At 71.6% G+C, this 22007-nt stretch carries 24 protein-coding genes and 5 tRNA genes; 23 read left to right on the top strand and 6 right to left on the bottom strand.

Annotated elements, in window-relative coordinates; all coding sequences use genetic code 11:
• The first annotated feature begins 7 nt into the window (after nucleotides 1-7).
• The 5 genes from AC5L3C_RS10445 (at nucleotide 8) to AC5L3C_RS10425 (ending at nucleotide 544) form a co-directional block, all read left to right on the top strand.
• Nucleotides 8-79, top strand: a tRNA-Gln gene (locus AC5L3C_RS10445).
• A 39-nt stretch (nucleotides 80-118) separates the two neighbouring features.
• Nucleotides 119-191 (top strand) — tRNA-Glu (locus AC5L3C_RS10440).
• 87 nt (nucleotides 192-278) lie between these two features.
• Nucleotides 279-351, top strand: a tRNA-Glu gene (locus AC5L3C_RS10435).
• Nucleotides 352-372: 21 nt separating this feature from the next.
• A tRNA-Gln gene (locus AC5L3C_RS10430) sits at nucleotides 373-444 on the top strand.
• 27 nt (nucleotides 445-471) lie between these two features.
• Nucleotides 472-544: transfer RNA gene (locus AC5L3C_RS10425), tRNA-Glu, on the top strand.
• 50 nt (nucleotides 545-594) lie between these two features.
• Here AC5L3C_RS10425 and AC5L3C_RS10420 read toward each other — a convergent pair.
• Complete coding sequence (locus tag AC5L3C_RS10420; RefSeq protein WP_493653815.1) at nucleotides 595-1239, bottom strand: MerR family transcriptional regulator; 645 nt, start codon at nucleotides 1237-1239, stop codon at nucleotides 595-597.
• Between the two features lie 88 nt (nucleotides 1240-1327).
• Between AC5L3C_RS10420 and AC5L3C_RS10415 the strand changes: the two genes are divergently transcribed.
• Entirely contained in the window at nucleotides 1328-1870 is a 543-nt protein-coding gene (locus AC5L3C_RS10415; RefSeq protein ID WP_493648608.1) for a DUF4188 domain-containing protein, read from the top strand.
• 62 nt (nucleotides 1871-1932) lie between these two features.
• On the opposite strand, the gene ndgR is transcribed toward AC5L3C_RS10415, so the two are convergent.
• Nucleotides 1933-2646 carry an IclR family transcriptional regulator NdgR gene (gene ndgR / locus AC5L3C_RS10410; RefSeq protein ID WP_006130487.1) on the bottom strand — a complete coding sequence of 238 codons (714 nt, stop codon included), beginning with the start codon at nucleotides 2644-2646 and terminating at the stop codon, nucleotides 1933-1935.
• A 195-nt stretch (nucleotides 2647-2841) separates the two neighbouring features.
• Here ndgR and leuC point away from each other — a divergent pair, with 195 nt between their 5' ends.
• From leuC to AC5L3C_RS10390, 4 genes are all read left to right on the top strand, one after another.
• The gene (gene leuC / locus AC5L3C_RS10405; RefSeq protein ID WP_493648607.1) at nucleotides 2842-4272 is read left to right on the top strand and encodes a 3-isopropylmalate dehydratase large subunit; all 1431 of its coding nucleotides are present in this window, start codon (nucleotides 2842-2844) and stop codon (nucleotides 4270-4272) included.
• Between the two features lie 6 nt (nucleotides 4273-4278).
• Nucleotides 4279-4872, top strand: coding sequence for a 3-isopropylmalate dehydratase small subunit (gene leuD / locus AC5L3C_RS10400; RefSeq protein WP_125504035.1), 594 nt, complete (start codon nucleotides 4279-4281; stop codon nucleotides 4870-4872).
• 277 nt (nucleotides 4873-5149) lie between these two features.
• Nucleotides 5150-5380: an SCO5555 family protein gene (locus AC5L3C_RS10395; protein WP_125504034.1), complete on the top strand. Its 231-nt coding sequence runs from the start codon at nucleotides 5150-5152 to the stop codon at nucleotides 5378-5380.
• Between the two features lie 135 nt (nucleotides 5381-5515).
• Nucleotides 5516-6151 carry an HU family DNA-binding protein gene (locus AC5L3C_RS10390; RefSeq protein ID WP_493648604.1) on the top strand — a complete coding sequence of 212 codons (636 nt, stop codon included), beginning with the start codon at nucleotides 5516-5518 and terminating at the stop codon, nucleotides 6149-6151.
• 103 nt (nucleotides 6152-6254) lie between these two features.
• On the opposite strand, the gene AC5L3C_RS10385 is transcribed toward AC5L3C_RS10390, so the two are convergent.
• Together AC5L3C_RS10385 and cofC are read right to left on the bottom strand one after the other, a co-directional pair.
• Entirely contained in the window at nucleotides 6255-6458 is a 204-nt protein-coding gene (locus AC5L3C_RS10385) for a hypothetical protein (RefSeq protein WP_125504032.1), read from the bottom strand.
• A 9-nt stretch (nucleotides 6459-6467) separates the two neighbouring features.
• Nucleotides 6468-7106, bottom strand: a complete 639-nt coding sequence (gene cofC, locus AC5L3C_RS10380; RefSeq protein ID WP_493648602.1) for a 2-phospho-L-lactate guanylyltransferase — start codon at nucleotides 7104-7106, stop codon at nucleotides 6468-6470.
• A gap of 217 nt (nucleotides 7107-7323) precedes the next feature.
• Between cofC and AC5L3C_RS10375 the strand changes: the two genes are divergently transcribed.
• From AC5L3C_RS10375 to AC5L3C_RS10365, 3 genes are all read left to right on the top strand, one after another.
• On the top strand, nucleotides 7324-8121 hold the full coding sequence (locus AC5L3C_RS10375; RefSeq protein ID WP_493648601.1) for a lysophospholipid acyltransferase family protein: 798 nt from the start codon (nucleotides 7324-7326) through the stop codon (nucleotides 8119-8121).
• Complete coding sequence (locus tag AC5L3C_RS10370) at nucleotides 8118-9128, top strand: NAD(P)H-dependent glycerol-3-phosphate dehydrogenase (RefSeq protein ID WP_493648600.1); 1011 nt, start codon at nucleotides 8118-8120, stop codon at nucleotides 9126-9128. The genes AC5L3C_RS10375 and AC5L3C_RS10370 overlap by 4 nt, the downstream gene beginning before the upstream one ends.
• Before the next feature lie 82 nt (nucleotides 9129-9210).
• Nucleotides 9211-10368 carry a D-alanine--D-alanine ligase family protein gene (locus AC5L3C_RS10365; protein ID WP_493648598.1) on the top strand — a complete coding sequence of 386 codons (1158 nt, stop codon included), beginning with the start codon at nucleotides 9211-9213 and terminating at the stop codon, nucleotides 10366-10368.
• A 383-nt stretch (nucleotides 10369-10751) separates the two neighbouring features.
• Here the strand turns inward: AC5L3C_RS10365 and AC5L3C_RS10360 are convergent, their stop codons facing one another.
• A complete protein-coding gene (locus tag AC5L3C_RS10360) occupies nucleotides 10752-10985 on the bottom strand; it encodes an Lrp/AsnC family transcriptional regulator (protein WP_103543226.1) in 234 nt (77 codons plus the stop codon).
• 206 nt (nucleotides 10986-11191) lie between these two features.
• Between AC5L3C_RS10360 and AC5L3C_RS10355 the strand changes: the two genes are divergently transcribed.
• Nucleotides 11192-12157, top strand: a complete 966-nt coding sequence (locus tag AC5L3C_RS10355; RefSeq protein ID WP_125504027.1) for a thiamine-phosphate kinase — start codon at nucleotides 11192-11194, stop codon at nucleotides 12155-12157.
• 14 nt (nucleotides 12158-12171) lie between these two features.
• Complete coding sequence (thiD, locus tag AC5L3C_RS10350; RefSeq protein ID WP_493653814.1) at nucleotides 12172-12969, top strand: bifunctional hydroxymethylpyrimidine kinase/phosphomethylpyrimidine kinase; 798 nt, start codon at nucleotides 12172-12174, stop codon at nucleotides 12967-12969.
• Between the two features lie 330 nt (nucleotides 12970-13299).
• On the opposite strand, the gene rpmB is transcribed toward thiD, so the two are convergent.
• Nucleotides 13300-13485, bottom strand: a complete 186-nt coding sequence (gene rpmB, locus AC5L3C_RS10345; protein WP_003993230.1) for a 50S ribosomal protein L28 — start codon at nucleotides 13483-13485, stop codon at nucleotides 13300-13302.
• Nucleotides 13486-13753: 268 nt separating this feature from the next.
• Between rpmB and AC5L3C_RS10340 the strand changes: the two genes are divergently transcribed.
• The 8 genes from AC5L3C_RS10340 (at nucleotide 13754) to rnc (ending at nucleotide 21954) form a co-directional block, all read left to right on the top strand.
• Entirely contained in the window at nucleotides 13754-15463 is a 1710-nt protein-coding gene (locus AC5L3C_RS10340; RefSeq protein ID WP_493648595.1) for a DAK2 domain-containing protein, read from the top strand.
• Nucleotides 15464-15560: 97 nt separating this feature from the next.
• Nucleotides 15561-17777, top strand: coding sequence for an ATP-dependent DNA helicase RecG (gene recG / locus AC5L3C_RS10335; protein ID WP_493648593.1), 2217 nt, complete (start codon nucleotides 15561-15563; stop codon nucleotides 17775-17777).
• A 49-nt stretch (nucleotides 17778-17826) separates the two neighbouring features.
• Complete coding sequence (gene rsmD / locus AC5L3C_RS10330) at nucleotides 17827-18414, top strand: 16S rRNA (guanine(966)-N(2))-methyltransferase RsmD (RefSeq protein WP_493648591.1); 588 nt, start codon at nucleotides 17827-17829, stop codon at nucleotides 18412-18414.
• A 26-nt stretch (nucleotides 18415-18440) separates the two neighbouring features.
• Complete coding sequence (coaD, locus tag AC5L3C_RS10325; RefSeq protein WP_493653812.1) at nucleotides 18441-18920, top strand: pantetheine-phosphate adenylyltransferase; 480 nt, start codon at nucleotides 18441-18443, stop codon at nucleotides 18918-18920.
• A gap of 110 nt (nucleotides 18921-19030) precedes the next feature.
• Nucleotides 19031-20146 carry a F0F1 ATP synthase subunit B gene (locus AC5L3C_RS10320; protein WP_493648589.1) on the top strand — a complete coding sequence of 372 codons (1116 nt, stop codon included), beginning with the start codon at nucleotides 19031-19033 and terminating at the stop codon, nucleotides 20144-20146.
• A gap of 149 nt (nucleotides 20147-20295) precedes the next feature.
• Complete coding sequence (locus AC5L3C_RS10315; protein ID WP_493648587.1) at nucleotides 20296-20940, top strand: YceD family protein; 645 nt, start codon at nucleotides 20296-20298, stop codon at nucleotides 20938-20940.
• A 2-nt stretch (nucleotides 20941-20942) separates the two neighbouring features.
• The gene (gene rpmF, locus AC5L3C_RS10310; RefSeq protein WP_003951102.1) at nucleotides 20943-21116 is read left to right on the top strand and encodes a 50S ribosomal protein L32; all 174 of its coding nucleotides are present in this window, start codon (nucleotides 20943-20945) and stop codon (nucleotides 21114-21116) included.
• A 19-nt stretch (nucleotides 21117-21135) separates the two neighbouring features.
• Entirely contained in the window at nucleotides 21136-21954 is an 819-nt protein-coding gene (rnc, locus tag AC5L3C_RS10305) for a ribonuclease III (RefSeq protein WP_125510029.1), read from the top strand.
• The last annotated feature ends 53 nt before the right edge of the window (nucleotides 21955-22007 follow it).

Below are 22007 nucleotides of genomic sequence, written 5' to 3'. Positions count from 1 at the left end.
GTTCCAGTGGCCTATGGTGTAATTGGCAGCACGACTGATTCTGGTTCAGTTAGTCTTGGTTCGAGTCCAGGTAGGCCAGCTCGCAGAGTTCATCTGCACCCGCGGATCACATCCGCAAGCCCCCGTTGTGTAGCGGCCTAGCACGCTGCCCTCTCAAGGCAGTAGCGCCGGTTCGAATCCGGTCGGGGGTACAGATCCATCCCGTGAGGACAGTCAGGGTAGCTCCCGCTGTCCCCACGGTGACAACACCCGGCTACCGCCGGGTGGGGATCGCCAGGGCCCCCGTTGTGTAGCGGCCTAGCACGCCGCCCTCTCAAGGCGGTAGCGCCGGTTCGAATCCGGTCGGGGGTACTGACTGGTCTAAACCATCATTGGTCTATGGTGTAATTGGCAGCACGACTGATTCTGGTTCAGTTAGTCTTGGTTCGAGTCCAGGTAGACCAGCAGGATCTGCGGAAACGCGTGATCCACGCCCCCGTTGTGTAGCGGCCTAGCACGCCGCCCTCTCAAGGCGGTAGCGCCGGTTCGAATCCGGTCGGGGGTACATCGGACGAAAGCCCTCCACCTCGGTGGGGGGCTTTCGTGCTGCCCGGCTCACTCGATCCCGTACCGCCGTGCCGACTCCTCCTCCTGCGCCAGCCGGTGCAGCCCCCTGAGCACCGGCTCGAACAGCACCGCGGACGCCACCGCCAGCTCCACCTGCTCCGTCCGCGAGGCGTGCGTCTCCATGAAGTCGAGCTGTCTGCGGGCCACCTCGTGCATCAGCTCCCCGTACGGGACCATCATCCCGGCGTCCCAGACGTAGCCCAGGCGCCGCAGTGTGGCCACCGCCACCACCAGCGACCGGTGCACGGGGGAGAGCGGAGCCAGTTCCCGCGCGGTCTCCCAGCCCAGCGCCTCGAGGAGCCGGTCCACCTCCGCGCGGGCGGCGGCCACCTCGGGGTCGTCCTCGTCCGGCCCGGTGTCCTGGGGGAGCGCCCACAGGGCCGCACCCAGGCGGATTGTGCGGCCCAGCGAGTCGTCGTCGACGTGCCCCAGCACCTCGCGGGCCGTCGCCACCGGGACCCGGCCCACCTGGATCAGGGCCCGCACCAGGCGCAGCCGGCGCAGATGGCTCTCGTCGTACTCGGCCGTCGTCGCGTTGACCCGGCGGCCGGGCGGCAACAGCCCCTCCCGCAGGTAGTACTTGATCGTCGCGGTCGACACACCGCTGCGCTCGCTCAGTTCCGCCAGCCGCACCCTTGCGCCCTTCATGGGATAGCGCCACTATCCGAGTGTTGCTCCGGCAACACCGTTCGCCACACCCTACGGATCGGGGGACATGGTCATGGCGCGCAGGTTCACCGTCGCCGAACGCACGACCGCGGCAGCCGAGGGGGACGTCGTCGTCCTGCTGATCGGCATGCGGATCAACCGCTTCTGGGCCGTGCACCATTGGCTGCCGGTCCTGCTGGCGATGCCGCGCATGCTGCGGGAACTGGGCCGCCGGCCCGAGCGCGGCCTGCTCGGGCACGTCCTGCTCACCGCGTCGCCGCGGACCTACTACGTCGTCCAGTACTGGGAGTCCAAGGAGAAGCTCTACGCCTACGCGCACGCCCCGGACGCGGCCCATCACGCCGCGTGGGCGTTCATCAACCGCAAGGAGCGGGCGGGGAAGGCGCGCGGACACGTCGGCCTGTGGCACGAGGCCTATGTGGTGCCGCAGGGCAACTACGAGTCGATCTACGCCGACATGCCCGCGTTCGGGCTCGCGGCCGCGCACGGGCGGATACCGCTGGAGAGGCGCGGCCGGCGCGCCCGGGACAGATTCGCGTACCGGCCCCGGACGCCGGAAAGGACGGCGCCGCCGGCGAAGGCCGACGGCGGGTGAGCCGGGGGAGGGCCCGCCGCGGCGTTGAGGCGGGCCGGTCCCACGGGAGGGCGGGAACGGAATCAGGAGCGGCGCAGTGCCTCGGACAGGCGCGCGGCCGCGTCGATGACGGCCTGGGCGTGCATCCGGCCCGGGTGCCGGGTCAGCCGCTCGATCGGGCCGGAGACCGAGACGGCGGCCACCACGCGGTTGGAGGGGCCGCGCACCGGCGCCGAGACGGACGCCACGCCCGGCTCGCGCTCGCCGATGGACTGCGCCCAGCCCCGGCGCCGTACGCCGGACAGGGCCGTCGCCGTGAAGCGGGCGCCCTGCAGCCCGCGGTGGAGCCGCTCGGGCTCCTCCCAGGCCATCAGGATCTGCGCCGAGGAACCGGCCTTCATCGTGAGCGTGGAGCCCACCGGCACCGTGTCCCGCAGGCCCGACAGCCGCTCCGCCGCGGCGACACAGATGCGCATGTCGCCCTGGCGGCGGTAGAGCTGGGCGCTCTCGCCGGTCACGTCGCGCAGGTGGGTCAGCACCGGGCCCGCCGTGGCGAGCAGCCGGTCCTCGCCCGCCGCGGCGGCCAGTTCGGCCAGCCGCGGGCCGAGGATGAAACGGCCCTGCATGTCTCGCGCCACCATGCGGTGGTGCTCCAGCGCCACGGCCAGGCGGTGGGCCGTGGGTCGTGCCAGTCCGGTGGCCCCGACCAGACCCGCGAGGGTGGCCGGACCGGACTCCAGAGCGCTCAGGACGAGTGCCGCCTTGTCCAGAACGCCGACGCCGCTACTGTTGTCCATGCAACGATACTTGCGTCTCACTCTGTGAAACGCAAGTTCAATTTTCCGTGGAACCCGCCACTCTGGAACCACGGAAGCAACGCGGCCCGTGGACCACCGGGCCTGGCGGCGGGCGCCCGGTATCAGGGGTGCGGGCGCCGCCTCCCCCACGATCTAGTTGGGCCGGCGCACCACAAGCCGGCCGGAGGGAAAGCGATGGGTAGGACACTCGCGGAGAAGGTCTGGGACGACCATGTCGTCCGGCGCGCCGAGGGCGAGCCCGACCTCCTCTTCATCGATCTGCACCTGCTGCACGAGGTGACCAGCCCGCAGGCCTTCGACGGCCTCCGCAAGAACGGCCGCGCGGTGCGCCGCCTCGACCTCACCATCGCCACCGAGGACCACAACACCCCGACCCTCGACATCGACAAGCCCATCGCCGACCCGGTCTCCCGGGTCCAGCTGGAGACCCTGCGCAAGAACTGCGCGGAGTTCGGCGTCCGGCTGCACCCGCTGGGCGACGTCGAGCAGGGCGTCGTCCACGTCGTGGGCCCGCAGCTGGGTCTGACCCAGCCCGGCATGACCGTCGTCTGCGGCGACTCGCACACCTCCACGCACGGCGCCTTCGGCGGACTGGCGTTCGGCATCGGCACCTCCCAGGTCGAGCACGTGCTGGCCACCCAGACGCTGCCGATGGCCCGCCCGAAGACCATGGCGATCACGGTCAACGGCGAACTGCCCGAGGGTGTCACGGCCAAGGACCTGATCCTGGCGATCATCGCGAAGATCGGCACGGGCGGCGGCCAGGGGTACGTCCTGGAGTACCGCGGCGAGGCCATCGAGAAGCTCTCGATGGAGGCCCGGATGACCATCTGCAACATGTCGATCGAGGCCGGCGCCCGCGCGGGCATGATCGCGCCGGATCAGACGACCTTCGACTACCTCGAGGGCCGTCCGCACGCCCCCAAGGGCCAGGAGTGGGACGCGGCCGTCGCCTACTGGAAGACGCTGAAGTCCGACGAGGACGCCGAGTTCGACGCCGAGGTCGTCATCGAGGCCTCCGAGCTGTCGCCGTTCGTCACCTGGGGCACCAACCCGGGCCAGGGCGCCCCGCTGTCGGCGTCCGTCCCCGACCCGGCTTCGTACGAGGACGCCTCGGAGCGGCTCGCCGCCGAAAAGGCCCTGGAGTACATGGGGTTGGAGGCCGGCCAGCCGCTGGGCTCCATCACCGTCGACACCGTCTTCGTGGGCTCCTGCACCAACGGCCGCATCGAGGACCTGCGCGCCGCCGCCGAGCTGCTCAAGGGCCGCAAAGTCGCCGACGGGGTGCGGATGCTGGTCGTCCCCGGCTCCGCGCGGGTGGGTCTGCAGGCCGTCTCCGAGGGACTCGACGTGGTCTTCAAGGAGGCCGGCGCCGAGTGGCGGCACGCGGGCTGTTCGATGTGCCTGGGCATGAACCCCGACCAGCTCGCCCCCGGTGAGCGCTCCGCCTCCACCTCCAACCGCAACTTCGAGGGCCGGCAGGGCAAGGGCGGCCGTACCCACCTGGTGTCCCCGCAGGTCGCCGCCGCCACCGCGGTCCTCGGCCACCTGGCCTCCCCGGCCGACCTCGCCGCCGCCGACGCCCGTACGCCCGCTGGAGTCTGATCAGTCATGGAAGCATTCACCACCCACACCGGCCGGGCCGTCCCGCTGCGCCGCTCCAACGTCGACACCGACCAGATCATCCCCGCCCACTGGCTCAAGAAGGTCACCCGGGACGGCTTCGAGGACGGGCTGTTCGAGGCCTGGCGCAAGGACCCGGAGTTCGTGCTCAACCGGCCCGAGCGGCAGGGCGCCACGGTGCTGGTCGCCGGCCCCGACTTCGGCACCGGCTCCTCGCGTGAGCACGCCGTCTGGGCGCTGCAGAACTACGGCTTCAAGGCCGTGATCTCCTCCCGCTTCGCCGACATCTTCCGCGGCAACTCGCTGAAGAACGGACTGCTCACCGTGGTCCTCGACCAGAAGATCGTCGACGCGCTGTGGGAGCTCACGGAGGCCGACCCCACCGCCGAGATCACCGTCGACCTGGAGGCCCGCGAGGTGCGCGCCGAGGGCGTCACCGCCTCCTTCGAGCTGGACGAGAACTCCCGCTGGCGGCTGCTGAACGGCCTCGACGACATCTCCATCACGCTGCAGAACGAGGCCGACATCGCCGCGTACGAGGCGAAGCGCCCGTCGTTCAAGCCCCGGACGCTCACGGCCTGACCCGCGCCCCGGCCGAAGTCCTCGCGAGAGGTCGACTTTCGGCCACCACATCACCCTTCCCGTACCCCCGATCGGCCCGATCGGGGGTACGGCCGTGTCTGCACCCGTTCGGCCCCGCGTGCCGTCTTGAGGGTTCCCAACTTGCCGCGTTAAGAAGGTGGTTGTTGGGGTACACGTGTCACGTGCGCGTGATCCCCGCGTGAGCACGGATGGCCGTCCGAGGCGGCAGTTGCCCCCTGAGCAGGCGACAACTCGCCCCAGATGGCACAATCTGTGCATGGAACGCGACGGCCAACTCGAGCTCTATGCGGTGGTCGCGAGCCGGCTCAAGGAAGCGCACGCACAAGTGCGCGCACTGCAAGTCCCGGAGGGCGTACGGATGGCGCTGACCCGGAAGCTGCTGGTCATTACGGCCGCGGCCAAGCACGATCTCGCCGGTGCGGCAAGGCGTCTGGAGCGGTTCACCGCGGACCTCGACGCGGGTCGATTCCCCGAAGAGGAACGCTGAACCGACGAGACAGTCGAGTTCGTTGCGGCACAAGGGTGATTAGCCCGTTTCGTGTTTGATTTGCGGTATATATCTGCCTAACGTGCGAAAAAGCTTGAACACATTCGTTCTGGCGATGTCTCCGAAGGGGAAGACGTGAACAAGGCGCAGCTCGTAGAAGCGATTGCCGACAAGGTGGGCGGCCGCCAGCAGGCCGCCGACGCCGTCGACCACGTACTGGACGCCATCGTCCGCGCGGTCGTGGCGGGTGAACGGGTCTCGGTCACCGGCTTCGGTTCGTTCGAGAAGGTCGACCGCCCGGCCCGCTACGCCCGCAACCCCCAGACGGGCGAGCGGGTTCGGGTCAAGAAGACCTCCGTTCCGCGTTTCCGCGCGGGCCAGGGCTTCAAGGACCTGGTGAGCGGTTCGAAGAAGCTGCCGCGCGGCGGCGAGGTCGCGGTCAAGAAGGCGCCCAAGGGCAGCCTGAGCGGTGGCGCTTCGGCGACGGTGAAGAAGGCCGCCGCGAAGAAGACCACGGCCAAGAAGGCCGCCGCCGCCAAGAAGGCGGCAGCCAAGAAGACCACCGCGAAGAAGGCCACCACCAAGACGGCGGCGAAGAAGACCACGGCCAAGAAGGCGCCCGCCAAGACCGCGGCGGCGAAGTCCACCGCCGCGAAGAAGACGACCGCCAAGAAGGCCCCCGCGAAGAAGGCCACGGCCAAGAAGGCCCCCGCCAAGAAGTCGACCGCGCGCAAGACCACCGCCAAGAAGACCACCGCCCGCAAGAAGTAGCGGACACCCCCCGCCCTTCGGGCCAGCGGTTCTCACGCGCCGGGCCGGACTCCACGAGGAGTCCGGCCCGCGGTGTGTCCGGGCGGGGCCGGCGGCCGGGAGGTCAGAACGTCTGGAGCGTCACCAGCGTGATCCTCCGGTCCTCGCCCTCACCCTCGGTCTCGATGCGCACCCGCTGCCCCGGACGCAGCAGCCTCAGGCCGCCCGCGTCGAACGCCGGGGCGTCGAAGGGCACCGGGGTGCCGTCGTCCAGGAGCACCTGGCCGCTGCGGCTGTCGGCGTCGTAGGTGTATGCGGTGGCCTGCATGTCCGCAGCCTACTGCTCCGCCATCAGCAGCCGCGCGGCGACCGCGGCCGTGCGGGGACCGACGCCCAGCGCCAGCGCCGCCCGCAGATCCTCCCCGGTGTCCACGTCCTGCCGTACGGAATCCACCGCGTCCGGGCGGAGTTCCACCGCGCCGGACGCCCGGTGCCTGAGCCGGGAGGCGGGGCCGAAGAAGGGACGCAATTCCCGGCCCCCGCTCGCCGCCAGCAACGTCGTACCGACCGCGGCGGCGTCGGCGAGGAAAGCGCGCGGGAATGCGGCCGCGGAATCCAGGACGCGCGCGAGTTCCGCCGGACGGAGGGCCGGAAGATCCGCGTTGAGAGCCGCCACGGACGCCGCGTCCCGCGCGGAGCCCACCTCGGCCGCGGCATGCGCGAGAGCCGCGTTCAGGCCGTCGCGCGGCCGGTCGGGGACGATTCCGGCGCCCAGTGCGGCCAGCTCACGGGAGGCCACGGCGTCATTGGTGACGACCACCACATCCCGCACCGCCGGGCATTCCAGCGCCGCGGCCACCGTGTCCTGCGCGAAAGCGAGCGCGAGACCCGGCCGCAGGCCATCGCCGGCCGTGTCCGACAGCCTGCTCTTGGCCTCGGCCAGCGGCTTCAGGGGTACCACCACAGTCCACTGCACGAGTGTTGCGTCCCTCTCTTGTCGCCGTCATTGTCCCCCGGAGCGCCCGGCGGCGAAGGAACCGGGGGAGGGGCGCGAAGCTCCTTGAAGGGCGGTGGTGGGAGACGGGCGGCGTACGGTGTTCTCGACAGACCGGCGGCCCGGGGCGACACTTGTGCGGCCCGCCTGGCCCCCGGGTCCGGGCTCCGGGCCCGTTTCGGAAGAGGAAGGTGTACTCGTGCCGCGCCGCAGAATCGGCTTCTGGTACCGCTTCGCCGCGGTTCTCTGCAAACCGCCGCTGGTGGTTCTGCTCAAGCGGGACTGGCGCGGAATGGAGAACATTCCGGCCGAGGGCGGATTTATCACCGCGGTGAACCACAATTCGCACATCGATCCCTTTGCCTACGCGCACTTTCAGTACAACACCGGACGCGTTCCGCGATTCCTGGCGAAGAGCGGGCTATTCAGCAAGGGATTCGTCGGCGCCGCGATGCGGGGCACCGGACAGATCCCCGTCTACCGCGAGAGCACCGACGCGCTCAGCGCCTTCCGGGCCGCCATCGACGCCGTCGAGCGCGGCGAATGCGTCGCCTTCTACCCCGAGGGCACCCTCACCCGCGACCCGGACGGCTGGCCGATGACCGGCAAGACCGGCGCCGCCCGCGTCGCGTTGCAGACCAAGTGCCCCGTGATCCCGGTGGCCCAGTGGGGCGCCAACGAGCTCCTGCCGCCGTACGCGAAGAAGCCGAACATCTGGCCGCGCAAGACCAGCCGGGTGCTGGCCGGGCCGCCGGTGGACCTCGACCGCTTCTACGACCGGGAGATGACCCCCGAACTGCTCAAGGAGGCGACCGAGGCCATCATGGCGGCCGTCACCGCCCAACTGGAGCAGGTCCGCGGCGAGAGGGCCCCCGAGACGCCCTACGACCCGCGCCAGGAGCGGATCGAACAGCGCCGCAAGACACACACGCAGCGGCGGCACGACCGGACACGGGGCACCAGGCCCACCGCACGGGAAGAGGGGCTGGGTACGTGAGCAAGCCGGTCAAGGCGGCCGTCTTCGGCACCGGATCGTGGGGGACGGCCTTCGGCATGGTCCTCGCCGACGCGGGCTGCGACGTCGTGCTGTGGGGGCGGCGCCCCGAACTCGCCGACGCGGTCAACTCCACCCGCACCAACCCGGACTATCTGCCCGGTGTGGAACTCCCCGGGAACCTGCGGGCCACCACCGACGCCGCCGAGGCGGCCCGCGGCGCCGACTTCACCGTCCTGGCGATCCCCTCGCAGACGCTGCGCGGCAACCTCGCCGAGTGGGCCGACCTGCTCGCGCCCCGCACGGTGCTCGTGTCCCTGATGAAGGGCGTCGAACTCGGCTCCGCGATGCGGATGAGCGAGGTCATCGACGACGTCGCCAAGGTCGGCCGGGAGCGGATCGCCGTGGTCACCGGCCCCAACCTGGCCCGGGAGATCGCCGCCCGCATGCCGGCCGCCTCCGTGGTCGCCTGCACCGACGAGGACGTCGCCCGGCGGCTCCAGACCGCCTGCCATACCCCGTACTTCCGCCCGTACACCAACACCGACGTCATCGGCTGCGAGCTGGGCGGCGCCGTGAAGAACGTGATCGGGCTGGCCGTCGGCATCGCCGACGGCATGGGGCTCGGCGACAACACCAAGGGCTCGCTCATCACCCGGGGCCTCGCCGAGACCACCCGGCTCGGGGTCGCGCTCGGCGCCGACCCGCTGACCTTCTCCGGACTGGCGGGGCTGGGCGACCTGGTGGCCACCTGCTCCTCGCCGCTGTCCCGCAACCACACCTTCGGCACCAACCTCGGCAGGGGCCTGACCCTGGAGGAGACCATCGCGGTCACCAAGCAGACCGCGGAGGGCGTCAAGTCCTGCGAATCGGTGCTGGATCTCGCCCGCAGGCACGGCGTCGACATGCCGCTCACCGAGACGGTCGTCTCCATCGTGCACGAGGGCAAACCCCCGGTGGTCGCCCTCAAGGAGCTGATGTCGCGCAGCGCGAAGCCCGAACGACGCTGAGCGACAGCCCCCGCCGTTCGGCCCACGCACGGCGTTGCGGGCGCTGACTCCAGGCTCCGCCAACGGGTACTCTCATCGCGATATGAGCACCGAGAACCTCCCCCAGAGCCCCGAGCCGCCGTCCCGCAAGCCGCGTGTGGCCGTCGTGTTCGGCGGGCGCAGCTCCGAGCACGGGATCTCCGTGGTCACGGCCGGCGCCGTCCTCAAGGCCATCGACCGGAACACGTACGACGTCCTGCCGATCGGCATCACGCAGGACGGCCGCTGGGCGCTCACCGCCGACGAGCCGGAACGCATGGCGATCACCGACCGCCGCACGCCCAGCGTCGACCAGCTCGCCGAGTCGACGGAGGGCGGTGTGGTGCTCCCCGTCGACCCCGCCGACCGCGAAGTCGTCTACAGCGAGCCGGGTTCGGTGCCCAAGGCCCTGGGCGAGGTCGACGTCGTCTTCCCGGTGCTGCACGGCCCCTACGGCGAGGACGGCACCCTCCAGGGCCTCCTGGAGCTCTCCGGCGTCCCCTACGTCGGCTCGGGCGTGCTCGCCTCGGCCGTCGGCCAGGACAAGGAGTACATGAAGCGGGTGTTCACCTCCTTCGGGCTCAAGGTCGGCCCGTACCTGGTGATCCGGCCGCGCGAGTGGGAGCGCGAGGAGCCCGCCGCCCGCAAGCGGATCGTCGACTTCGCCGGGGAGCACGGCTGGCCGCTGTTCGTGAAGCCCGCGCGGGCGGGCTCCTCGATCGGCATCACCAAGGTCGACGGCCTCGCCGGCCTGGACGAGGCCATCGCCGAGGCCCGCCGCCACGACCCGAAGATCCTCGTGGAGGCGGCGCTGCGCGGCCGCGAGATCGAATGCGGCGTGCTGGAGTTCGAGGACGGCCCGCGCGCGTCGCTGCCCGCCGAGATCCCGCCGCCCGACGCGCACGCGTACTACGACTTCGAGGCCAAGTACATCGACTCCACCCCCGGCATCGTGCCGGCGCCGCTGACCGACGAGGAGACGGCCGAGGTGCGCCGGCTCGCGGTCGAGGCGTTCGACGCGGCGTCCTGCGAAGGGCTGGTGCGCGCGGACTTCTTCCTCACCGAGGACGGCGAGTTCGTGATCAACGAGATCAACACCATGCCCGGCTTCACCCCCATCTCCATGTATCCGCAGATGTGGCAGGCCACCGGCGTGGGCTACGCCGAGCTGGTGGACCGTCTGGTGCAGGCGGCGCTGCGCCGGTCGACCGGACTGCGCTGAGCCGCGCGAGCCGTACGGACACCACAGGGCGATCCCCGCGGGGATCGCCTTCTCGCGCGGCGGCATCCGGTCATGTCTCCGCCGGAGGTCTTCCGGACGTCACCGGACACGCACCACAGTATGATCGCCACGCCGCCCCGGCCCGCGGCCGGTTCCGGCTCGGTCCGGGACCGTCGCGACGCTCACCGTCCACGCCGTCGGCAGGGTCCTGTCCGGGTTCCGGCACGGCCCGCCGGCCTCCGCGCCGGAACGGGAACCGCCGCGGCCGCGCCGTCGTCTGCCGAGGAGCAGCCCGCGGCGGTGATCGGCGCCGCGGACGCGGAACACGGGGTGCCGGCGGCGGGGGGACCGCGGCGGGCGACAGGGAAGACGGGGACGGGGGGCTACAGATGGACGACCGGGCAGGTCAGGGTGCGGGTGATGCCGTCCACCTGCTGGACCTTGGCCACCACCATACGGCCCAGGCCGTCCACGGTGTCGGCCTGGGCGCGCACGATGACGTCGTACGGTCCGGTCACGTCCTCGGCCTGGATGACTCCAGGAATCTTGCCGATCAGCTCGGCGACGGTCGACGCTTTGCCGACCTCCGTCTGGATCAGGATGTACGCCTGTACCACGGAACCTCCAGGGCGGCCACGAGGATCATGTGGGGAAAAGGAACGCCACGGTATCGCGTTGCCGCTCGTCGCGGGGAGACCTGCGGGAACCGGGCCTTGCGCGCCGGGGTACAGGCACGAGAGAAGTTGACGGTCATATCGACCGTAGCGAGGACTCGGACGACCCGCGACCGGGCACGCACAGGGAGAGAAGGGGCGAAAGGGCAATGAAGGGCACTGTTGGTGAGCTCGGTGAGTTCGGGCTCATCAGGGAGCTCACCTCCCGTCTCACCACCACTCCGGCGGTCCGGGTCGGCCCCGGCGACGACGCCGCGGTGATCTCCGCGCCCGACCGCAGGGTCGTGGCCAGCACCGACATCCTGCTGGAGGGCCGGCACTTCCGGCGCGACTGGTCCACCGCCTACGACGTCGGCCGCAAGGCCGCCGCGCAGAACCTGGCCGACATCGCGGCCATGGGCGCCGTGCCGACCGCGCTGCTGCTCGGCCTCGTGGTCCCGGCGGAACTGCCGGTGACCTGGCCGAGCGAGCTGATGGACGGGCTGCGGGACGAGTGCCAGGTGGCCGGCGCCGCGGTCGTCGGCGGCGACGTCGTACGCGGCGAGGCCATCATGGTGTCGATCACCGCGCTCGGTGATCTGCGCAACCAGGAACCCGTCACCCGCGGCGGGGCCCAGCCCGGCGACCTCGTCGCGGTCACCGGCTGGCTGGGCTGGTCCGCGGCCGGACACGCGGTGCTCTCCCGCGGATTCCGCTCACCGCGCGCCTTCGTCGAGGCACACCGGCGCCCCGAACCGCCCTACCACGCGGGCCCCGCCGCGGCCGGGCTCGGCGCCACCTCGATGGTCGACGTGAGCGACGGCCTGATCGCCGACCTCGGACACATCGCCGAGGCCAGCAAGGTGCGCATCGACATCCGCTCCGCGGCCGTCGACATCCCCTCGCAGATGAACGACATCGGCCAGGCGGTCGGCGTCGACCCCATGCAGTGGGTGCTGACCGGGGGAGAGGACCACGCGATCGTGGCGACCTTCCCGCCGGACGTGAAGCTGCCGGCCCGCTGGAAGGTGATCGGCGAGGTGCTCAATCCCTCGGCGCTGCCCCAGGTGACGGTCGACGGGGCGCCCTGGACCAAGCAGGGCGGCTGGGACCACTTCGGGGACATCGAGTCATGAGCGCGGACACGGTCATGAGCGGCCGCACCGCCCCGCCCCGGGTGCTCACGGTGGCCGGCTCCGACTCCGGCGGCGGCGCCGGCATCCAGGCCGACCTGAAGACGATGCTCGCGCTCGGCGTGCACGGCATGAGCGTGCTCACCGCGGTGACCGCGCAGAACTCGCTGGGCGTGCAGGGGGCCTGGGAGCTGCCGGTGGAGGCGGTGCGGGCCCAGTACCGCAGCGTGGTCGACGACATCGGGGTGCAGGCGATCAAGACGGGCATGCTGTCCTCCGCCGAACTCGTCGAGACGGTGGCCGAGTTGCTCGCCGGTACGGACGCGCCGGCGGTCGTCGACCCGGTGGGCGTCTCCAAGCACGGCGACCCGCTGCTGGCGGCCTCCGCGCTGGACTCCGTACGGACCAGGCTGCTGCCCGTGGCCACCGTGGCCACACCGAACGTGGACGAGGTGGGGCAGCTCACCGGCGTCCGGGTCGGCTCGGAGCGCGATCTGCGCCGGGCGGCCGGGGCGATGCTGGAGTTCGGGCCGCGCTGGGTGGTGATCAAGGGCGGCCATCTGTCCGGCGACGCGGTGGACCTGCTCACCGACGGGTCCGAGGAGCACTGGCTGCGGGCGCCCCGGCACGACAACCGGCACACCCACGGCACGGGCTGCACCCTGGCCTCGGCCATAGCCTCCCACCTGGCCAAGGGCACCCCGGTCCCGGAAGCGGTCCGGGCGGCGAAGACCTATGTAACCGGAGCAATCGATACGGGTTACCCCCTGGGCAGGGGCATAGGCCCGGTGAATCACGCCTGGAACCTGCACTAGTGCCGCGGCAGGCAACGTTTGCCCGTCAAGGAGCGGCGTCCGGTGCATGCTCTCGGCGTGCCGGCCGGAAGTCCTCGTACTGGACGTACTTGGGCTTTCGGCCGGTGCGGCGAGAGTGCGTGCCGGGCGTCGCGACGGGGCGAACGTTGCCTGTCGGGGCACTAGGGCCGCCGCCGCTGCCGCTCCCGCGGCAGTCGTGCCTCCCCTCCGCTCGAGCGAAGCCGAGAGTGGGGGAGAACACGCGCACAGCAAAAAGCCGGCCCACCCCGAGGTGGACCGGCCGTTGCGGCGAAACCGGCGTACTACGTGGCCGCGCGCTCAGCGAAAGCGTCAGCGCGAGACCTTGCCGGCCTTGATGCACGAGGTGCAGGCGTTCACGCGCTTCGGCGTCCCGCCGACCACGGTACGCACACGCTGGATGTTCGGGTTCCAGCGACGGGACGTACGGCGGTGCGAGTGCGAGATGTTGTTGCCGAAGCCCGGCCCCTTGCCGCAGACGTCGCAGTTGGCAGCCACGGGTCACTCCAAAGACTTCAGATGCACTTACGGTTGATCCCGGCATGCCGGGATCAAGATCCCGGGCTCGGGGAGCCCTGTTGGAATCTGAGTGGCGTTGCCAGGGGAGAGGCCCGATCGGATCGGGCAACCGGAGCAGCATACAACGGCTGCACCCGTAGAACGAAACTACCACGGCAGCTCAGGGCCCCGCCCGCGGCCCACTTCCGGTGCGCGGGGCCCCACGGTCTACGCTGCGGGACACGGCCGGCAGCTCAGGGAGGCGCAGGTGGCGCAGGTGCCGCAGACATTCTTCGATGCTGTCGCGGTGCGTGCCTGGTGCGGTCTCGCCCTCGACGCGCTGGGGCGGGCCCGCGAGGAGATCGACGCGATCAACGTCTACCCCGTGGCGGACGGCGACACCGGGACGAACCTCTATCTGACCGTCGAGTCGGCGGCCGCGGCGGTGGAGGCGGTCTTCGAAGGCCACGAAGCGGGCGGGAACACCGGCGTGAACACCGGCGGGAACAGCGGACCCGGCCCGACCCTGGCCGACGCGCTGCGGGCGATGGCCCACGGAGCGCTGATCGGCGCCCGCGGCAACTCCGGCACGATCCTCGCGCAGCTGCTGCGCGGCATGGCCCAGGTCCTGGCCGGTGACGAGGCCCCGGGCCACGCCGACGGCCAGGGGCTGCGGCTCGCCCTGCGCCGGGCGGCCGACTCCGCGCGCCAGGCGGTGGCGCACCCCGTCGAGGGCACGGTCCTGACCGTCGCCTCCGCCGCCGCGGACGCCGCGGGAGCGGCGGAGGGCGACTGCGCGGCGGTGGCCCGGGCGGCCCACGAGGGCGCCCGCGCGGCGCTCGCCGAGACACCGGACCGGCTGCCCGTCCTCCGGCAGGCGGGGGTGGTGGACGCCGGCGGCCGAGGGCTTCTCGCGGTGCTCGCGGCCCTGGTGGCGACGTTCACCGGGGAACCGCCGCGTGACCAGGTGAGGCGCGCGGAGGCCCGCGAGGGCACGTCACGAGCCGTACCCGAGTGCGCGGACGCCGCCGCGGCGCCCCCGGGCACCGGCGGACCCGCCTTCGAAGTGATCTACCTCCTGGAGGCCGGCGACACGGCCGTGGCCCGGCTGCGGGAACGGCTCGACGCCCTGGGCGACTCGCTCGTCGTGGTCGGCGGCGACGGCCTGTGGAACGTCCATGTGCACGTCGACGACGCGGGCGCCGCCGTGGAGGCGGGTGTCGAGGCCGGCCGGCCGTACCGGATCCGGATCACCCACTTCGCCGCCGGGGACGCCCACGCGTCGGCGGCGGCCGGGCGGGACCAGGGCGAACGCGCCGAGCGGGCCGTCGTCGCCGTGGTGCCGGGCGAGGGCCTGGCCGGGCTGTACACCGAGGCGGGCGCGACCACGGTGCTCGCCCGCCCCGGGGAGCCGCCCGCCAGCGGTGAGCTCGTCGAGGCCGTTCGGCGGGCGCACGCGCGCGAGGTGGTGCTGCTGCCGAACGACGCGGACCTGCGCCACACCGCCGCCGCGGCGGCCGAACAGGCGCGGGCCGAGGGCATCAGGGTGGCCCTCATCCCGACCCGCTCGGCCATGCAGGGTATCGCCGCGCTCGCCGTGCACGAGCCGGGGCGCCGCTTCGACGAGGACGTGGTGTCGATGACGTCGGCGGCGGGCGCGACCCGCTACGCCGAGGTCACCGTCGCCGAGCGCCAGTCCTGGACCATGGCGGGCATCTGCCAGGCCGGGGACGTCCTCGGCCTGGTCGAGGGCGACGTCGCCGTGATCGGCCAGGACGTCACGGCCACCGCCGAGGCCGTCCTCGACCGCATGCTCGCGGCCGGCGGCGAACTGGTCACCCTGGTCCTCGGCGACGGCGCCCCGGCCTCCGTCGCCGCCCGCCTGGAGAACCGCGTCCGCGAGGGCTACCTCGCCGTCGACACGGTCGTGTACCACGGCGGCGGACAGGGCGCCGTCCTCCTCATCGGCGTCGAGTGACCCGCGCGACACCGGCGGCCCGCGTGATCCGCACCACCCGCCGCGGACCGACGCGTCCGTGTCCGCACGTCCCGCGATGTCAGTGCCGTGGTGTCCAATGGATCCCGTGCCCGCACTGGACGAACCACTGAAGAAGGTGCTCGGCCCCGCCACCGCGAAGGTGATGGCCGAGCATCTCGGCCTGCAGACCGTCGGCGACCTCCTCCACCACTACCCGCGCCGGTACGAGGAGCGCGGCCGGCTCACCCACCTCGCCGACCTGCCCATGGACGAGCACGTCACGGTGGTCGCCCAGGTCGCCGACGCCCGCCTGCACACGTTCGCCTCCGCCAAGGCCCCGCGCGGCAAGGGCCAGCGCCTGGAGGTGACCATCACGGACGGCAGCGGCCGGCTGCGACTGGTCTTCTTCGGCGCCGGCGTCCACAAGCCGCACAAGGAACTCCTGCCGGGCACCCGGGCGATGTTCGCCGGCAAGGTCTCCGTCTTCAACCGCCGTCTGCAACTGGCCCACCCCGCCTACGAACTGCTGCGCGGCGACACCGAGGAGACGGTCGAGACCTGGGCCGGAGCCCTCATCCCGATCTACCCCGCCACCGCGAAGATGGAGTCCTGGAAGATCGGCAAGGCGCTCCAGACGGTCCTGCCCAGCGCCCAGGAGGCGCTCGACCCGCTCCCGGACTCCCTGCGCGCCGACCGCGGCCTCGTCCCGCTCCCCGAGGCCCTGCTGAAGATCCACCGACCGCACACCAAGGCCGACATCGAGGACGCCCGCGCGCGCCTGAAGTGGGACGAGGCCTTCGTCCTGCAGACCGCCCTCGCCCGCCGCCGGCACGCCGACGCCCAACTGCCCGCCGTCGCCCGCCGTCCGCGGCCCGACGGCCTCCTCACCGCCTTCGACGCCCGGCTCCCCTTCACCCTCACCGAGGGCCAGCGGAAGGTCTCCGAGGAGATCTTCGCCGGCCTCGCCACCGAACACCCCATGCACCGCCTGCTCCAGGGCGAGGTCGGCAGCGGAAAGACGCTCGTCGCCCTGCGCGCCATGCTCGCCGTCGTCGACGCGGGCGGGCAGGCGGCGATGCTCGCCCCGACCGAGGTGCTCGCCCAGCAGCACCACCGGTCGGTCACCGAGATGATGGGGGAGCTCGCCGAGGGGGGCATGCTCGGGGGAGCGGACCACGCCACCAAGGTGGTGCTGCTCACCGGCTCCATGGGCGCGGCGGCCCGCCGCCAGGCCCTGCTCGACCTGGCCACCGGCGAAGCCGGCATCGTCATCGGCACACACGCGCTGATCGAGGACAAGGTGCAGTTCCACGACCTGGGCCTGGTCGTGGTCGACGAGCAGCACCGCTTCGGTGTGGAGCAGCGCGACGCCCTGCGCGGCAAGGGCAAACAGCCCCCGCACCTGCTCGTCATGACCGCCACGCCCATTCCGCGCACGGTCGCGATGACGGTCTTCGGCGACCTGGAGACCTCCGTCCTCGACCAGCTCCCGGCCGGCCGCTCGCCCATCGCCAGCCATGTCGTACCGGCCGCCGACAAGCCGCACTTCCTCGCCCGCGCCTGGGAAAGGGTCCGCGAGGAGGTCACGAACGGCCACCAGGCGTACGTGGTCTGCCCGCGCATCGGCGACGAGGAGGACGCCCCCAAGGGCGCCGCGGGCGCCGCGAAGAAGAAGTCCCCCGAGGACGAGGCCGAGAAGCGGCCCCCGCTCGCCGTCCTGGACATCGCCGACCAGCTCGCCCGGGGTCCGCTGCGGGGACTCGGGGTCGAGGTCCTGCACGGGCGCATGCAGCCCGACGACAAGGACGCCGTCATGCGCCGCTTCGCCGCCGGCGAGACCGACGTCCTGGTCGCCACGACCGTGATCGAGGTCGGTGTCAACGTGCCGAACGCCACCGCGATGGTGATCATGGACGCCGACCGCTTCGGCGTCTCCCAGCTCCACCAGCTGCGCGGCCGCGTCGGCCGGGGCTCCGCCCCCGGACTGTGCCTGCTGGTCACCGAGATGCCCGAGGCGAGCGCGGCCCGCCAGCGGCTGAACGCGGTGGCCTCCACCCTCGACGGCTTCGAGCTCTCCCGTATCGACCTGGAGCAGCGCCGCGAGGGCGACGTACTGGGCCAGGCCCAGTCCGGCACCCGCTCCAGCCTGCGCATGCTCGCCGTCATCGAGGACGAGGAGATCATCGCCGAGGCCCGGGAGGAGGCGACGCGGATCGTCGCCGCCGACCCGGACCTGACCCGCCTGCCCGCCCTGCGCACGGCCCTGGACGCCCTGCTGGACGAGGAGCGGGAGCAGTACCTGGAAAAGGGCTGACAGACTGGGAACGGCCACCGACCCGCACCCACCGACAAGGACCGAGGACATGACCCGCGTGATCGCCGGCGCGGCCGGCGGACGCCGCCTGGCCGTTCCGCCCGGACAGGGGACCCGCCCGACCTCCGACCGGGCGCGCGAAGGCCTCTTCTCCACCTGGCAGTCGCTGCTCGGCGGCCCGCTGGACGGCGAACGCGTCCTCGACCTGTACGCCGGTTCCGGCGCCGTCGGACTGGAGGCCCTCTCCCGGGGCGCCGGACACGTCCTGCTCGTCGAGGCCGACGCCCGCGCCGCCCGCACCGTCCGGGAGAACGTGACGTCGCTCCAACTCCCCGGTGCCGAGGTCAGATCGGGCAAAGCAGAACAGATCATCCGTACGGCGCCCCCGCGGCAGCCGTACGACATCGCCTTCCTCGACCCGCCCTACGCCGTCGTGGACGACGATCTTCGCGAGATTCTGCTCACACTCCGTTCGGAGGGGTGGCTCACGGAGGACGCCCTCGTCACCGTGGAGCGCAGCACCAGAGGCGGGGAATTCGTCTGGCCGCCGGGGTTCGAGGCGATCCGGGCCCGTCGCTACGGCGAGGGAACGTTTTGGTACGGTCGCGCCGCCTCTACGTGCGAAGACGCACGATGACCGGACCGGAGAGCGAGGGATCACCAGTGCGCCGCGCCGTATGCCCCGGGTCGTTCGACCCGATCACCAATGGACACCTCGACATCATCGCCCGGGCCTCCCGGCTGTACGACGAGGTCTTCGTCGCGGTGATGATCAACCAGTCCAAGAAAGGGCTGTTCGAGATCGAGGAGCGGATCGATCTGATCCGCCGGGTCACCGCCGAGTACGGCAACGTCCGTGTCGAGGCCTTCCACGGCCTCCTCGTCGACTTCTGCAAGCAGCGCGACATCCCCGCCATCGTCAAGGGCCTGCGCGCGGTCAGCGACTTCGACTACGAACTGCAGATGGCCCAGATGAACAACGGCCTCTCCGGCGTGGAGACCCTCTTCGTCCCTACCAACCCGACCTACAGCTTCCTGTCCTCCTCCCTCGTCAAGGAGGTCGCGGCCTGGGGCGGCGACGTCTCCCACCTGGTGCCGCCGGAGGTCCTGGACGCCCTCACCGCACGCCTGCGCAAGGACTGACCCGGCCCGTCGCCGCTGTCGCGGGGCCACTGCGGTGTCCACCGGGCGCCCCGGGGCCGTACAGTCGTCCCGTCCGTCTCCAACACAGCTGTAGAGAGTGGCGAGCACAGGTGGACGTGCAGAAGAAGCTCGACGAGATCGTCGCCGCGGTCTCCGGTGCCCGGTCGATGCCCATGTCGGCCTCGTGCGTGGTCAACCGCGCCGAACTGCTCTCCCTGCTGGAGGAGGTGCGCGAGGCGCTGCCCGACTCCCTCGCCCAGGCCCAGGAGCTGATCGGGGACCGGGAGCAGATGGTCGAGCAGGCCCGCCAGGAGGCCGAGCGGATCATCGAGAGCGCCCACGCCCAGCGCGGCTCCCTGATCTCCGACACCGAGATCGCCCGCCGCTCCCAGTCCGAGGCCGACCGGATCCTCGCCGAGGCCCGCAAGGAGGCCGAGGAGATCCGCGCGGAGGCCGACGACTACGTCGACTCCAAGCTCGCCAACTTCGAGGTCGTCCTCACCAAGACCCTCGGCTCCGTCGGCCGCGGCCGCGAGAAGCTGCTCGGCACCGGCCCCGGACTCGACGAGCAGGGCTACGAGGACGAGGACGCCCCGGAGCGCAGTCACGACCCGGAGACCCTGCGCCGCACCGCCGACCAGTACGTCGACGCCAAGCTGGGCGCCTTCGAGGCGGTCCTCGCCAAGACGCTGGACGCGGTCGGCCGGGGCCGGCAGAAGCTGCACGGCAGGATCGCCACCGACGACCTCGGCGCCCTCGCCGACGACGCCTCGACCGTCCAGCACTCCAGCGACGCCGACTACCTCGCCGACCTCGCGGCGGTCGCCGACCAGGGCGCCCCGGCCCGGCAGCAGCCGCAGCAGCCGCAGCAGCCCCAGCAGCCTCCGCAGCCCGAACAGTCCCCGCAGCAGCCCTACGCCCAGCCGGAGCCCGCGTACGGCTATCAGCAGCAGCCGGACCCCTACGCCGGCTACCAGCAGCAGTACGCCGGCGCGCAGGACCCCTACGGCTACCAGCAGGCCGACCCGTACGCCGCCTACCAGGGCTACGACGCCCAGCAGCAGACGTACGACCCGAACCAGCCGCAGCAGGCCCAGCAGATGGAGCAGCCGCAGCAGACCCAGCAGCCGCAGCAGGGCTACGCGCTGGACGAGACCAGCCTCTTCGACACCAGCATGATCACGCCCGAGCAGTTGCAGGCGTACGAGCGCGAGCGGGGCCTGTAGGGGCGGATTGGGCCGAGAGCGAAAGGTCCAGTATCCTGGCTCTTCGGTCGCGTGTGCGCTTGCGCTGTCTCCGTATACGCCCGTGATCCGAGCTGCCCGGGAATCCCGCACGGCAGCGGTACCCCTGAGCGCGTAGACCGAAAGCAGGAATGACCCTGAACGCCCGCCTCGACCACCGCAACCCCCTCGTGTTCGACACGCACGAGCTGGGGCGGCGGCCCGGTGTGCTGCAGCGTCTGTCCCGTACGGTCGACGCCCCCAAGGACTTCGGTGTCAAGGGGGTCATCGGAGTGCCGGAGGGCGCCCTGGTGGAGCTCGAACTCCGCCTCGAGTCGGTCATGGAAGGTGTGCTCGTCACAGGCACCGGCCGTGCCAAGGCCGAGGGGGAGTGCGTAAGGTGTCTGGAGCCGCTGGAGCAGCAGCTCGAAGCGGATTTCCAGGAGCTGTTCTCGTACCCTGACGCCGACGACCGGGGCCGCGTGACCGCGGAACCGGGCGACGACGCCGAGGACGACGAGGACCGGCTCTTTCTCGAGGACGGCCTGTTCGACCTCGAGCCGGTGCTGCGTGATGCGGTGGTGCTCGCACTGCCGATGCAGCCGGTGTGCCAGGAAGACTGCCCGGGCCTGTGTTCCCAGTGCGGAGCGCGGCTGGCGGACGACCCGGACCACCACCACGATGCCGTCGACATCCGTTGGGCGGCTTTGCAGGGACTCGCCGACACCATGAAGGACGGCGAGAAGGACGAGATGAGCGGCGCCGAACCGGGCGTCGACGAGAAGCAGGAGAAGTAGCCGTGGCTGTTCCGAAGCGGAAGATGTCGCGCAGCAACACGCGCCACCGCCGGTCGCAGTGGAAGGCTGCGGTCCCCACCCTGGTTGCGTGCGAGCGCTGCCACGAGCCCAAGCAGCAGCACATCGCGTGCCCGTCTTGCGGCACCTACAACAAGCGCCAGGTCCTCGAGGTCTGAGCGGCTGGTGAGAGGCACTGTGTCCACGCCGAAGAAAAACTCTGCGGACAACCAGGCCTCGTCCCACACGCTTCTGGAAGGGCGGCTCGGCTACCACGTCGAGTCCGCCCTTCTGGTGCGTGCACTGACCCACCGTTCCTACGCGTACGAGAACGGCGGTCTGCCGACGAACGAGCGGCTGGAGTTCCTCGGGGACTCCGTGCTCGGCCTCGTCGTCACGGACACGCTGTACCGCACCCACCCCGACCTGCCCGAGGGCCAGCTGGCCAAGCTGCGGGCCGCGGTGGTCAACTCGCGTGCGCTGGCGGAAGTGGGCCGCGGGCTCGAACTGGGCTCCTTCATCCGGCTCGGCCGGGGTGAAGAGGGCACGGGGGGCCGGGACAAGGCATCCATCCTCGCCGACACCCTCGAAGCGGTGATCGGCGCCGTCTATCTCGACCAGGGCCTGGACTCGGCGGCTGAGCTGGTGCACCGCCTGTTCGACCCCCTGATCGAGAAGTCCTCGAATCTCGGTGCCGGCCTGGACTGGAAGACCAGTCTCCAGGAGCTCACCGCGACCGAAGGCCTCGGTGTCCCCGAGTACCTGGTCACGGAGACCGGACCGGATCACGAGAAGACCTTCACTGCTGCCGCCCGCGTCGGAGGCGTCTCGTACGGCACCGGCACCGGCCGCAGCAAGAAGGAGGCGGAGCAGCAGGCCGCCGAGTCCGCATGGCGGTCCATCCGGGCCGCGGCGGACGAGCGGGCCAAGGCGGCGGCGGAGGCCGAGGAGGCCGTCCGGACCGCCGAGGCCGACGCCTCCGGCACGAGCGCCGACGCCCCGTCGGCCTCCGCCTGACGCACAGCGCGATCCGAGCGCCCGCCCCGGCCCGGGGCGGGCGCCCGGCGCCC

Source organism: Streptomyces speibonae (genome assembly GCF_984686075.1).
The sequence above is the reverse complement of the archived record's forward strand: the minus strand, read 5'-3'. Positions and strand labels throughout refer to the sequence as shown.

Excerpts from the sequence above, each read along its gene's own strand:
- AC5L3C_RS10415 (WP_493648608.1), top strand. The coding sequence starts at position 1,328 with ATGGCGCGCAGGTTCACCGTCGCCGAACGCACGACCGCGGCAGCCGAG.
- ndgR (WP_006130487.1), bottom strand. The coding sequence starts at position 2,646 with ATGGACAACAGTAGCGGCGTCGGCGTTCTGGACAAGGCGGCACTCGTC.
- leuC (WP_493648607.1), top strand. The coding sequence starts at position 2,842 with ATGGGTAGGACACTCGCGGAGAAGGTCTGGGACGACCATGTCGTCCGG.
- leuD (WP_125504035.1), top strand. The coding sequence starts at position 4,279 with ATGGAAGCATTCACCACCCACACCGGCCGGGCCGTCCCGCTGCGCCGC.
- AC5L3C_RS10395 (WP_125504034.1), top strand. The coding sequence starts at position 5,150 with ATGGAACGCGACGGCCAACTCGAGCTCTATGCGGTGGTCGCGAGCCGG.
- AC5L3C_RS10385 (WP_125504032.1), bottom strand. The coding sequence starts at position 6,458 with ATGCAGGCCACCGCATACACCTACGACGCCGACAGCCGCAGCGGCCAG.
- AC5L3C_RS10365 (WP_493648598.1), top strand. The coding sequence starts at position 9,211 with ATGAGCACCGAGAACCTCCCCCAGAGCCCCGAGCCGCCGTCCCGCAAG.
- AC5L3C_RS10355 (WP_125504027.1), top strand. The coding sequence starts at position 11,192 with ATGAAGGGCACTGTTGGTGAGCTCGGTGAGTTCGGGCTCATCAGGGAG.
- thiD (WP_493653814.1), top strand. The coding sequence starts at position 12,172 with ATGAGCGGCCGCACCGCCCCGCCCCGGGTGCTCACGGTGGCCGGCTCC.
- recG (WP_493648593.1), top strand. The coding sequence starts at position 15,561 with ATGGATCCCGTGCCCGCACTGGACGAACCACTGAAGAAGGTGCTCGGC.
- rsmD (WP_493648591.1), top strand. The coding sequence starts at position 17,827 with ATGACCCGCGTGATCGCCGGCGCGGCCGGCGGACGCCGCCTGGCCGTT.
- AC5L3C_RS10315 (WP_493648587.1), top strand. The coding sequence starts at position 20,296 with ATGACCCTGAACGCCCGCCTCGACCACCGCAACCCCCTCGTGTTCGAC.